General features: G+C 35.1%; 16 protein-coding genes. 12 read left to right on the top strand and 4 right to left on the bottom strand.

What is annotated here, in order from left to right:
- Positions 1–17 precede the first annotated feature (17 nt).
- The 5 genes from K0U91_RS09175 to K0U91_RS09155 all read left to right on the top strand — a co-directional run bounded on the left by K0U91_RS09175 (position 18) and on the right by K0U91_RS09155 (position 5,011).
- Positions 18–845: a hypothetical protein gene (locus K0U91_RS09175; RefSeq protein ID WP_220180586.1), complete on the top strand. Its 828-nt coding sequence runs from the start codon at positions 18–20 to the stop codon at positions 843–845.
- 142 nt (positions 846–987) lie between these two features.
- Positions 988–1,266 (top strand): co-chaperone GroES, encoded by a 279-nt coding sequence (locus K0U91_RS09170; RefSeq protein WP_047444781.1) that lies wholly within the window; start codon positions 988–990, stop codon positions 1,264–1,266.
- 106 nt (positions 1,267–1,372) lie between these two features.
- A complete protein-coding gene (gene groL / locus K0U91_RS09165; protein ID WP_220180587.1) occupies positions 1,373–2,998 on the top strand; it encodes a chaperonin GroEL in 1,626 nt (541 codons plus the stop codon).
- 162 nt (positions 2,999–3,160) lie between these two features.
- A complete protein-coding gene (locus K0U91_RS09160) occupies positions 3,161–3,994 on the top strand; it encodes a hypothetical protein (RefSeq protein ID WP_220180588.1) in 834 nt (277 codons plus the stop codon).
- Between the two features lie 129 nt (positions 3,995–4,123).
- Entirely contained in the window at positions 4,124–5,011 is an 888-nt protein-coding gene (locus K0U91_RS09155; RefSeq protein WP_220180589.1) for a restriction endonuclease, read from the top strand.
- A 27-nt stretch (positions 5,012–5,038) separates the two neighbouring features.
- Here the strand turns inward: K0U91_RS09155 and K0U91_RS09150 are convergent, their stop codons facing one another.
- Positions 5,039–5,245: a hypothetical protein gene (locus tag K0U91_RS09150; RefSeq protein ID WP_220180590.1), complete on the bottom strand. Its 207-nt coding sequence runs from the start codon at positions 5,243–5,245 to the stop codon at positions 5,039–5,041.
- Positions 5,246–5,279: 34 nt separating this feature from the next.
- Here K0U91_RS09150 and K0U91_RS09145 point away from each other — a divergent pair, with 34 nt between their 5' ends.
- Entirely contained in the window at positions 5,280–6,122 is an 843-nt protein-coding gene (locus K0U91_RS09145) for a Kelch repeat-containing protein (RefSeq protein ID WP_220180591.1), read from the top strand.
- 54 nt (positions 6,123–6,176) lie between these two features.
- Here the strand turns inward: K0U91_RS09145 and K0U91_RS09140 are convergent, their stop codons facing one another.
- Entirely contained in the window at positions 6,177–6,317 is a 141-nt protein-coding gene (locus tag K0U91_RS09140) for a hypothetical protein (RefSeq protein ID WP_220180592.1), read from the bottom strand.
- Between the two features lie 213 nt (positions 6,318–6,530).
- Here K0U91_RS09140 and K0U91_RS09135 point away from each other — a divergent pair, with 213 nt between their 5' ends.
- Entirely contained in the window at positions 6,531–6,917 is a 387-nt protein-coding gene (locus K0U91_RS09135; protein ID WP_258561917.1) for a hypothetical protein, read from the top strand.
- Positions 6,918–6,961: 44 nt separating this feature from the next.
- Here the strand turns inward: K0U91_RS09135 and K0U91_RS09130 are convergent, their stop codons facing one another.
- Positions 6,962–7,858 (bottom strand): winged helix-turn-helix domain-containing protein, encoded by an 897-nt coding sequence (locus tag K0U91_RS09130; RefSeq protein WP_220180594.1) that lies wholly within the window; start codon positions 7,856–7,858, stop codon positions 6,962–6,964.
- A 176-nt stretch (positions 7,859–8,034) separates the two neighbouring features.
- Here K0U91_RS09130 and K0U91_RS09125 point away from each other — a divergent pair, with 176 nt between their 5' ends.
- From K0U91_RS09125 to K0U91_RS09105, 5 genes are all read left to right on the top strand, one after another.
- Positions 8,035–8,574 carry a hypothetical protein gene (locus K0U91_RS09125; protein ID WP_220180595.1) on the top strand — a complete coding sequence of 180 codons (540 nt, stop codon included), beginning with the start codon at positions 8,035–8,037 and terminating at the stop codon, positions 8,572–8,574.
- An 85-nt stretch (positions 8,575–8,659) separates the two neighbouring features.
- On the top strand, positions 8,660–9,082 hold the full coding sequence (gene arr, locus K0U91_RS09120) for an NAD(+)--rifampin ADP-ribosyltransferase (RefSeq protein WP_220180596.1): 423 nt from the start codon (positions 8,660–8,662) through the stop codon (positions 9,080–9,082).
- 13 nt (positions 9,083–9,095) lie between these two features.
- Positions 9,096–9,533 carry a DUF1801 domain-containing protein gene (locus K0U91_RS09115; RefSeq protein ID WP_219970400.1) on the top strand — a complete coding sequence of 146 codons (438 nt, stop codon included), beginning with the start codon at positions 9,096–9,098 and terminating at the stop codon, positions 9,531–9,533.
- A 162-nt stretch (positions 9,534–9,695) separates the two neighbouring features.
- Entirely contained in the window at positions 9,696–10,673 is a 978-nt protein-coding gene (locus K0U91_RS09110) for a T9SS type A sorting domain-containing protein (RefSeq protein WP_220180597.1), read from the top strand.
- A 143-nt stretch (positions 10,674–10,816) separates the two neighbouring features.
- On the top strand, positions 10,817–11,581 hold the full coding sequence (locus K0U91_RS09105; RefSeq protein WP_220180598.1) for a DUF3575 domain-containing protein: 765 nt from the start codon (positions 10,817–10,819) through the stop codon (positions 11,579–11,581).
- 48 nt (positions 11,582–11,629) lie between these two features.
- On the opposite strand, the gene K0U91_RS09100 is transcribed toward K0U91_RS09105, so the two are convergent.
- Positions 11,630–11,842 carry a hypothetical protein gene (locus K0U91_RS09100; protein ID WP_050377259.1) on the bottom strand — a complete coding sequence of 71 codons (213 nt, stop codon included), beginning with the start codon at positions 11,840–11,842 and terminating at the stop codon, positions 11,630–11,632.
- Between the last annotated feature and the right edge of the window lie 125 nt (positions 11,843–11,967).

The raw sequence follows: 11,967 nt of genomic DNA, 5'->3' as shown, positions 1-11,967 counted from the left end.
TACGATTGACTATAACCATGAAAAAACTAATTGTCTTATTATTTATATTTTCTTTCTCTTTTGTATTCTCTCAGGAGGATGTGTATTTCGGCAAAAAAGCATCCATTCCGGTAGAAATCATTATGGAGAACGGAGAAGTGAAAACCGGCTTTTTACAAAATTTTCAGAATCCTAAATATGTATATGCAGATATGTTGTTGTTGGGAAATATTGAAAAAAAATTAAGGTTTGAGATTGATGAATTTAATTTTAAAGAAGAACAATCATCTGCCGTTGAAAAGATAGGCATAAACGATTTAAAAAGAATTGTCATCCTCGGGAAAGATGGTTCTGAAAAGCTTGTTTACGATAAAATGAAATTAAAAACCATTAATGTAAAAGGTGAAATTTTAGATGTCAAAAAAACAGTTGTATTACCCTTAGAACAAGAGGGCAAAACAAATCTCTACGGAATAAACATTGTGTTTGTACAAAACAACCGATACAACAACAATATTTATCTTCCTTATATGAAGAAGGCTGATGAAGAGTACGGTTACATCGTAATAGATCTCAACAGAGTTAATTTTTTTAATTTAGGGAAAATTGATGACAAACTGAAGAAAGCAATATATGAAGTCACGAAAGATTGCGCTCCATTTTCTGATAATTTAGATGTCCGTATAAAAGAATTTGAAGATGATGTGAAAACTGCCAGAAAAGAAGGTTTTGCAAAGAAAAAAGAATTAAGAAAAATAGCTAAGAACGGAGGTGAAGGTTTTGATGCAATGAAAATTGACCACGAATATTCTAGTATGCCTTACAGGGAACTTCTTGACGAATATGAGCAAAAATGTAAAAAATAAAACACAAGCTTTCAAAAATTGGAAGCTTTTTTTCTGCCAAAATTTCACATCTTCATAAAAAATCTGCCAAAACTCTACTTATCTTCCCGTGGCATAGATTTAGAGAATTACAACACAGAAATAATTAAAAAATAAAAATATTATGTCAGTAAACTTTAAACCCTTAGCAGACAGAGTGCTTATCGAGCCTATCGCTGCAGAAACTAAAACAGCTTCAGGTATTATTATCCCGGATACAGCGAAAGAAAAACCCCAAGAAGGTACAGTAGTAGCAGTAGGTCCTGGTAAAGTAGACGAGCCTACAACTGTAAAAGTAGGTGACAAAGTTCTTTATGGAAAATATTCAGGTTCTGAATTAAAATTAGACGGAAAAGATTTTTTAATCGTAAAAGAGGGAGACCTTTTAGGAGTAATCGGATAGATTCCAAATACAAGGCATTAGATTTCAGACTATTCAAATTAAAATCAAATTAAAACAAACGTTATGTGTCTAACTTCTGACATCTAACATCTAATATCAAATCAAAATGGCAAAAGAAATAAAATTCGATATCGAGTCAAGAGATGCTCTAAAAAGAGGAGTTGATGCATTGGCTAATGCAGTAAAAGTAACTTTAGGACCAAAAGGTAGAAACGTGGTAATCGAAAAATCTTTCGGTGCACCTCACGTTACTAAAGATGGTGTTTCTGTAGCAAAAGAAATCGAACTTGAAGACAGAGTAGAAAACATGGGAGCGCAAATGGTAAAAGAAGTTGCTTCCAAAACCAATGATATTGCAGGAGACGGTACTACTACCGCTACTGTTTTGGCACAGGCTATCGTAAGAGAAGGTCTTAAGAACGTAGCTGCAGGTGCAAACCCTATGGACTTGAAAAGAGGTATCGACAAAGCTGTAACTGCTGTTGTTGCTAACCTAAAAGAGCAGTCTAAGCAAGTTGGTGATTCTACAGAAATGGTGAAGCAGGTTGCTTCAGTTTCTGCTAACAACGACGAAACTATCGGATCTTTGATCGCTGAAGCTTTCGGAAAAGTAGGTAAAGAAGGTGTAATCACTGTAGAAGAAGCGAAAGGTATCGATACAACTGTAGACGTTGTAGAAGGTATGCAGTTTGACAGAGGTTACCAGTCTCCATATTTCGTGACGAATCCTGAAAAAATGACAGTTGAATTGGAAAACCCATACATTCTTTTAGTTGAGAAAAAAATCTCTTCAATGAAAGAATTGCTTCCTGTTCTTGAGCCAATCGCACAAAGCGGAAAATCTCTATTGATTATCTCTGAAGAAGTTGAAGGTGAAGCTTTGGCAACTTTGGTAGTTAACAAATTGAGAGGTTCTCTTAAAATTGCTGCAGTAAAAGCTCCAGGATTTGGCGACAGAAGAAAAGCAATGTTGGAAGATATCGCTATCTTAACTGGTGGACAGGTAATTTCTGAAGAGCAAGGTTTCACAATGGAAAACGTATCTCTTGATATGTTGGGAACCGCTGAAAAAGTATCTATCGACAAAGACAACACAACAATCGTAAATGGTGGTGGTGAAGAAAGCAAGATCAAAGGCAGAGTAAACCAGATCAAAGCTCAGATGGAAACGACTACTTCTGACTACGACAGAGAAAAACTACAGGAGAGATTGGCTAAATTAGCCGGTGGTGTTGCTGTATTGTACGTTGGAGCAGCTTCTGAAGTTGAAATGAAAGAGAAAAAAGACAGAGTTGACGATGCATTAAACGCTACGAGAGCAGCTGTTGAAGAAGGTATCGTTGCAGGAGGTGGTGTTGCTTTTGTAAGAGCAATCTCTGCTTTGACTAATCTTGAAGGAATCAATGCTGATGAAACTACTGGTATCAAAATCGTAAAAAGAGCGATCGAAGAGCCATTAAGACAAATCGTTGCTAACGCAGGAGGTGAAGGTTCTGTAATCGTAGCTAAAGTTGCTGAAGGCAGCGGAGACTTCGGATACAATGCTAAAACTGACGAGTATGTAAACATGCTTGAAGCAGGTATCATCGACCCTACGAAAGTAACGAGAGTTGCTCTTGAAAACGCAGCTTCAGTTTCCGGAATGCTATTAACAACTGAGTGCGTAATCACTGAAATTAAGAGCGCAGAACCTGCTATGCCAATGGGAGGCGGAATGCCGGGAATGATGTAGTCATCACCGATGCTTTAAACATATCAAACCGTTCAGATTTTTTCTGAGCGGTTTTTTTGTATATTAGAATTAAAATTAACTCAATGGAACAAAATGAATTAATTAATAAACTATTAAATTCTGATGCTTTAAATTCTCTTAAAATAGAATCAAAAGTTTATAATGAATTATCAAAATTTAAAATGGCATCCAGAGCAATCTCCGTATTTTTTAGATGTGTCCTCCAATAAGTTACGTGAGCTTGATGTTAAAGCTAGAAAGTATTTCAAAAAAGGAAATTATAGTTGTGATGTTGATATTTTGGTAGAATGTAAAAGTTTAAAAAACTATCATATCATTGCAAATAATGAAGCAAGCCCTAGAAGTAATTTTGAATTGGTTTGGACAGGAAGCTATATTTTTCAAAGTGTTAATAAACTTGACAATTTACTTTACAAACATAATTTGAATACTGAAGAGTGTACTTACATAAAAGAAAAGTTAGAAGAATGCTGCATTGTAAATGGCGTTTACAAATGGTTAGATTACATGATAACACCATTTGAGATTCCAACGTTTAACGCATACAGAGAAACAAATATTAATAATACTAAAGATATTGATAACTCAGTCATTTGGAAGTGCATACAAAGTTTACAAGGGGCAATGACTGCACATGAAGATTTGCTTTTGGATAGAATCGAGCACGAAATAATAGAAGCGAAAAATCAGAATAGCTCAAATTTAAAAAAAATTGATGATTTAGTTTATAGATTATGCTCAACAAGTGATCACATATTTTTTATACACCCAATAATTGTGGTTGAATCTAAACTTTGGGAATTTACAAATAAAGGAGATCTAAAAGAATTAAAATATTTCAGACTTAATATCCAGATGTTTTTTGATGCTGAATTTTGGGTAGACATTGTAAATTTCGACCATGTCTCAGAATATTTAAACAAAACAAAAAAATATACTTCTTTCCATAACAGAAGAAGGTTCATCACTTTTTAATTTGACTATCAAATTCCAAGAAAATCCCGATGTCGCGGATTTGTAATCCGTGGCTTCCCTATCTTTAAAACCAAACCGCTCAATGATCAGAGCGGTTTTATTTTTTGTAATTTTATATAAATAAAGCGTATGTCCCCTTTTGAATATAACTATTTTGGTAGTCCATTAAGAAGTGGAGATGACAATCCCCATAGTACTACATGTATTTTCTGTAAGAACGAATTGGAAGTTTATTCACTACATGATTATTGGGATGTTGACCTCAAAGAAATTTATACCTTCCATCAATTAGACAAGAAATTGTGGAATGACGAACTAGGGATCGATAAAGATATGTGGGAACTGGATCTTTCTCGTTACTGTTGTGAAGTATATTTTAATCATTGCAATAAATGCGGTTGGTGGAGAATATTGAAGGATGTAACCGTATGGGCTAAAGAATGGCAATTATGGCAATTTTTCTATGGTACTGTAGGAAGATTAAAAAAATTAGATTTGCATAATGTTAAAGCTCCTATTACGGAGATTTCAAAATATCTTCTTGCAAAATACAAAAAAAGATTTGATTTACATCCCAAATTACTTGAAGACGTTACAGGAATGGTTTTCAAAAATCTAGGCTATGAAGTAGTTGTCACAGGATATTCCAACGACGGAGGAATTGATGTCATTTTGGAAAAAAATAACAACCAGATTGGTGTTCAAGTTAAAAGACATAAGAATAAAATAAAAGTGAATCAGATCAGAGAATTAACTGGTGCCCTTTTTATTTCGGGCATTCCAAAAGGGATTTTTGTGACTACATCTGATTTTCAAAGAGGCGCCAAAAAAGTAGTTCAGACATTAGCCGGCAAAGGAATGCCAATAGAACTAATAAATGCTAAAAGATTTTACGATATTCTAAAATTAACCACTCAATCACAAATAGACAGAGAGAATATACGCGACAAACTTAATAAGGTTTTAAATACTAAACTGCATAGTTATAAATGGGAAAATCCTATGAATAGTCTTTAAGTGAATTATTAGCAAAGAAAGCATCTTTTACAGCTTCAAAAAGCCACATGAATTTACCATAAACATAAAACCGTTCTCATCTGAACGGTTTTTCCATTCTATAACAAATTCAACGTCCTGTATTTCCAATCCTCCATTTTTTCCTATATTTAAAACATATTTTTCAAACCAAACCTCAACGCCCTTGAAAACAAAATTATTACTCCTTTCACTTTTCGGTTTTTGTTTAGCCAATGCACAAGCCTTACATTTTAAACATCTTTCGGATATGTCTGTGAGAAGAGGAGCAATAAGCAGTACCATTGCAGGTGACAGTATCTATGTGAGCAATGGTTATAAAGATACGGATGGTTATGCAAATTTTATTGAGAAATACAGCATTAAAGATAACCGCTGGAGTGTCATCAACTCCAGTCTGGTTCCTAAAAGATTTGCCAATTCGGAGACTTACGGTAATAAAATTTATATTTTTAACGGTTGGGGAAACAGCCATCTTGAAATTATAGACCTTGAAACTCATAAAAAAACGAAGGGAGCTGTTAATCGTGCCTACACAGGAAATGCAGGCTCCGCCATTCATAACGGAAAAATATATACTTTCGGCGGCAGTGGACTAAACAATGCCGCCACCACAGTATTTTCTGACAGGTTTCAATATTATGACATTGCTTCAGACACATGGCATACTTTACCAAATATGCCTAACGCCAGAGAAGCAAGGGGCAAAATTGTGAATGATAAGCTTTATGTAATCGGTGGTTTTAACGGCACCTCATCACGTCTGGTCAATGTGTATGATCTCAACAAAAATGAGTGGACTGAGCAATATACTATACCTGCTGCGATATCGGGTCATTCTTTAGCGGTATACGGTAATAAGATTTTTATTGCAGGCGGTTATAATAATCAAAATTTTCTGGCCTATTTTGATACAGAAACCAACAAGTTGCACAGGTTATCATCCAATATGATTCCGAGAAGACATGCTGCTGCAGAAATATATAACAATAAATTATACATCATGGGAGGAAGTACAGCATCCTCAACCAAATCATCTATCAAAAGCATTCAGGTTGCAGATATTAGCGAAGAAGCACTTTCCGCTAAATAAACTCCGATGTTGCAGATTTGTAATCTGTGACTTTACAGCTACAAAAGTCTTTTCCTAAATGTCATAAAAGCAAGAAACCACAAAAAACCTTTCGACAAGACCTGCAATCATTTTAACATAAGTTTCAACTTCTTCGTTGAAGACATCAAGAACTCTGTAAAGAAAATCAGGCATTCCGTTGAAGAGTTCATTCATCCGTTGAGCCAATCAACCACTCCGTTGAGGTAATCAAGTTCAATTAGCTATATTTCAATGCTTTACAACACTTTTTCAAAACTATCTTTACTCTACTTAGAAAAATCTCTTATTTTTGTGACAGAAGAACAATTCTAAACTATGATCAAATTCCAAATTTTAATAAGTCTACTATTGTATTTATTTTTAACCAGCTGCAAAAACCCAGAAGCCATGAAATACAAAGTCGGTCAGGAGTGGAATTACAAAACCCGAAAGGGAGAAGAAAGTTCTACCCTGAAAATTTTAAAAATAGAAGAATATCCAGAACACGGAAAGGTAATTCATATTTCGATTGGTCAGTTGAAAGTAGAAAGTCCCGAATCAAAAGATGGATTTGCAAATGAATTGACACACATTCCAATTACTGAGGAAGCATTGGACGAAAGTGTTACTGCTTTAAAAAATGAAAAAGTCAAACTTCCTAATTACATTGAAGGCTACGATTATTGGAAGAAAGAATTTGACAAGGGAAACGCTGGTATATTTTCAATCTCAGTCCCTGAAATTGTAGATTTAATGGAAGAATCAATCAGGACCGGAAATGGTATTGTAGAGTAATAACAAGCTACCAAATAATCTACTCTTGCATCGTTGGTTTCCAATTAAGAATTAATTTCCAGCCTGTACCCTTTCCCCCGTATCACCATAATTCTGACATTAGGATCGAGTTCCAGTTTTTTTCTGAGTTTTGAGATGAACATATCCAGGCTGCGTCCTACAATAACACCTTCATCTTCCCAGATTTCCTTTTGCAGTCGGCTTCTCTCGATGATTTCATTGGGAGACGATGCGAAAATAAATAATACGCGGTTTTCTGTTGCGGTAAGATCTATGGTTTTATCATTAATGATGAGCTTTCTGTTTTTTGCGTCAAACAATACCGAGCCCAAAGTGAACAGATCAGTTTGCTGATTTTCAGGTAAATCTTTTCGTGATTTTACAGATTTAGGTCTTAATAAAACAAAACCTATCAATGCTAAAAATGACAGACCACCCAAAAGATAAACGCTTTTTGTTGTGTTGATTCCTGTTGATTTAAATTTGATATTGATCAGATAACAAGCCTTGGGTTGTTTTCTTCCTAAGCAGGCTACAATATCATCTTTTTTACTCTTCGATACCGAATATCCATAAGCTACAGTAGAGTTGCGACAGTTCAAAACGTTAACGATATAATCACTTGCAACTGGATCTTTTGCCAACACACGGTTCGTAAGACTCACCAAAGAATCCGGCTGAAAAGTAAGTTCGTCCTCAAAACTGATTTGATATTCATTTTCTGCAATCTTTTTTACCGGAAGAACTCTTGATGTACGGTCGCCGGACTGCAAAAGCAATTCATGTCCTATTCTGCGGAGTAAAACTTCCCTTTTGGCAAAATCGAAGTCGTCCTTATCCTCTGTGCTGAAAGCGGCACAAATGCCAAAGATCAGTGAGAGCAATACGAATGTAAAAAGGTATTTGCGCTTTCCTAAGAAGAGATTTTGACTAAGATACATCGTGTCAAGTTATTATTTACAAAGTTTACAATTTTATTTACAATTCAAATCCCTGAATCCGAAAAATATCAAAGTATTTTCGCTGAGTCAACTTTGATAAACTATTAGAAACAAAAGTAGATCTTATCAGGTCTGACTTATCAAAGAACTGAAATTTAATTTAAAATTAAAAAATTATGAAAAAAGTAATTTTTGCGCTCATCCTACCACTGCTTGTAGTGAGCGGACTTGTATTCGCCAATCGTGAAATTAAAAATGAATGTACCAAGAAGCCGATTCAAAAACAACTGTCTTTAGCTGAAAAGAATGCCGAAATAAAAAAATGGGAAGCTACCCCTGCCGGTAAACATTTCAAAAAATGGGAAGCTTCTCCCGCAGGTAAAAAAGTATATGCTGCTGAAAATAAAATATGGAAGCACATTACCGAGTATACCAGCATGGAAGGCATAATCACTTCTCTTTCTCTTCCTCCGGAATCAAGATTAGGTTTCGGAGTCATGGTCAGGATTAATAATGAAGATTATATTGTAACATTTGATGCAGAAAAGTCTCAACGTGAAAATTTGAATAACCTGAAAGTGAACGACAAAATCATGATAAAAAGTCATTATGTATCGCATGCGCCTAAATATGCATATCCGATTATATCGTGCGAATATGCAACAGTTGACGGTACAATAATTTTCAAGAGGATCCATCGAAAAGGTGGTTGCTGAGTACTTAAAATTCGCAGGAGTTTTTTGTTTAAAAACAAATTCTTAAGTTTACAGGTTGTAAAAAATCCTGATAAAAACTCAGAAAATGGAAAACAAAAAAGAAAACATTCTTGACAACGGGCCATTCTACCACGGTACAAGAGCAGATCTGCAAATCGGAGACTTTCTGACTGCCGGTTTCGAATCGAATTATCATCCCGAAATCATGATGAATCATATCTACTTCACCGCCCTGCAAAATGGGGCCGGATTAGCCGCCGCATTGGCAAAAGGAGATGGTCACGAACGCATCTACGTCGTAGAACCTACGGGAACATTTGAAAACGATCCTAACGTCACCGATAAAAAATTTCCGGGAAACCCTACCCGATCTTACAGAAGTTCGGAACCCGTAAAAATCGTGGGTGAAGTAAAAGAATGGATCAGACTAACGGATGAAGAGCTTCAAAACTGGCGAGAAAGAATTGCAAAATTACGGGAGAACCCGGATGCAGAAATTATCAATTGATCTATTTACTATCATGGCAAAAAATAAAACGGGCGAAACACAGGTGGATGTTACTGAATTCATCAATTCATATGTCGAAAACGAACAGAAAAAAGCAGAAAGTTTCCAGTTAATAGAGCTCATGCGCGAATGGTCCGGCTTTGAACCTAAAATGTGGGGACCTACCATTATCGGTTTTGGCAGTTACCATTACAAATATGCAAGCGGACATAAAGGTGACGCTCCAATCATTGGTTTTTCACCGCGTAAAGCAGAATTTTCGCTGTATGTATATTCGCCCATTGAAGAAAATAAACCTTTGTTGGAAAATCTAGGGAAATTCAAGATCGGCAAAGCCTGTATTTATATTAAAAAATTAGCGGATATCAATATCGATACATTGGAAAAACTATGTAAAGCTACCATTGCATATATCAACGAACACCATGAATGTGCATGCAGAGAAAAATAAAAAGTACTTTATAAAATTATTGCTATCCGCATCTTTGTAATGAATATAAATTTTGTATTCAATTTATTTTTAGGTGATATGTTTACATGATTATTAACGATTTTTTATCAAATAAATGAAAAAAATAATTTACTTTTTAATTATCTTTAGCAAAAAGTAAATATGAAAACAATTCTATTCATTTTATTTGCATCAACAGCATCGACCTCAGCACAAACTACCATTACCAAAGCATTTAACGACCCTATCATCGGAGAAGTTGTGAATAATGTAAACGTTAACGGTACGGTTGACAATTCTGCGACAGGTAATAATGCAACATTTATAAACACGAGTTTAACACAGGGTTCCGCATCAGCTACCTCCTACTCTGCACCTACCGCAAGTGAAATATCAACTTTTCCGGGAACCACAATCAAAATGGTCGGCGCAGGAAATACTGTTTATTATAAGCAAACAGCAAGCAAACTTGAAATTACAGGATTGGTAACCCCGGATGCAACACTCAATTTTTCCGCCAACAACGGAACATTTATCAGCTATCCAGCAGCTTTCGGATACTCAGAAACAGATACTGCTTCCGGAACGTTCTCGGCTACCGCAGGCTCGGGTAATTTTAGTGGAACCATCAGTCTTACAGCCGATGCGGCAGGAACACTTCTTATCGGGACAAAAACCTATACCAATGTTTTAAGAATAAAATCGATTCAGAATTTTTCACTTACAGTATTTGGATTTCCTGTAGGAAGTGTTGTCAATACCTCCTATACCTATTATGACAGCCTTCATAAATTTCCTTTGTTAACTACAACCAATGCAGTTATTACCGTTCAGGGAACAGCGCAGACAACCAATGCAGCTCAGGCGTTAAACGAAACATTTCTCGCAACATCTTCTGATGTAAGAACAAAAAAAACAATTCAAATTTATCCAAATCCAGCACATGATTATATTGAAATTAAAGGTGACTTGTCAAATTTTTCTAGAGCTAATATCTACAGCCCGGATGGAAAGCTGATTAAAACATCCGATTTAAGAACCGGAAAAGTACAGGTTTCAGATCTGCCACCTTCAGCATATTTTATTGAGATTTCAGGAAACAAATCGCAATCTGAAAGCATAAAATTCATCAAAAAGTAATTATCATTAATTATTTTAAGATATCTTTAGCTATTCTATGATTTTAGAACGGTTTTTGATTCAACATAATTGTACTTTATTGTTTACATAAGTTGCAGCTTATCATTCTATTTCTGCCTTAATTAAATCAAAATTATACTACCATGAAAAAACTATTAATTCTTGTCCCGTGTTTTCTTATCTCAGGATTCAGCGCACAGCAGATAATTAATCCGGAAATAAATACTGTTCCGGAAGACAAGATGAATATCATTAAAACCAATATTACCGGTTATGCTTTCAGAAATATTAATCTTTCGTATGAGAGATCAATCAATCGCTGGTTTGCCATCAATGTAGGTTTCGGAACCGTTGCAGAAGGAAAAGTACCTTTCATGAATGCTTTTCTGAGTGATGAAGACGAAAAAGATTTCCAAAATCTAAAAATAAAAGCGACCAACTTTACCCTAGAACCGAGATTTTACATTGGTCAAGGCTATGGAAAAGGATTTTATTTTGCTCCTTATTACCGATTTTCAAAAGTTTCTACCAATACATTTGATTACACGTATGATTACAATGCATTTGGAACTACCATCCCTATTCCACTTAAAGGTATGGGAGACGCAAAAGGAAACAGTGGGGGATTAATGGTCGGTGCGCAGTTTTTTCTTAATAAGCAGCATAATTTGGTTTTGGATTTCTGGATCGCAGGAGCACATTACGGTACCGGGAAAGGTGATTTTAATCTAACGAGCGATATCTTACTCACTCCTGAAATGCAGGCGGAACTGAAGAAAGAAATTGAAAATTTAGATATTCCTTTTGTAGATTATACCGTAGAAACCAATGCCAATGGTGCAAGAATTAAAGTTGACGGGCCGTGGGCCGGATTCCGTAGCGGTTTTTCACTCGGATACAGATTTTAAATTCACATTACATTAATAAAATACCGCTCACATTGTGAACGGTATTCTTTATTTATACGCATCTTTAAATTTTTCGATAAGATGATCGAGCGTGTGGCGTTGCACATATACTGTTCTTACATCATCATATCGTGGTGATCTGTAAAAGACTTCATGAAAATCCATACTTCCATTTCCTACTTTTACTACTTTTTGTACATCTATGTTCAGTTTTTTTAGTTCTTCTTTGAGAACCTGAAATTCATCTTGTATATTATTCATCTCTAAATTTTAGTTTAAGTTAAAAATTATCAATAATTATCAAACCAACCCCTATTAATTTCAATAGATTATTAATTTTATAATAAATTTAGAAAATATTATTGAATTAACCATAGGGTTTTTGA

This window comes from Chryseobacterium sp. LJ668 (genome assembly GCF_019613955.1).
GTDB lineage: Bacteria > Bacteroidota > Bacteroidia > Flavobacteriales > Weeksellaceae > Chryseobacterium.
This window is presented reverse-complemented; position numbering and strand designations above follow the sequence as displayed.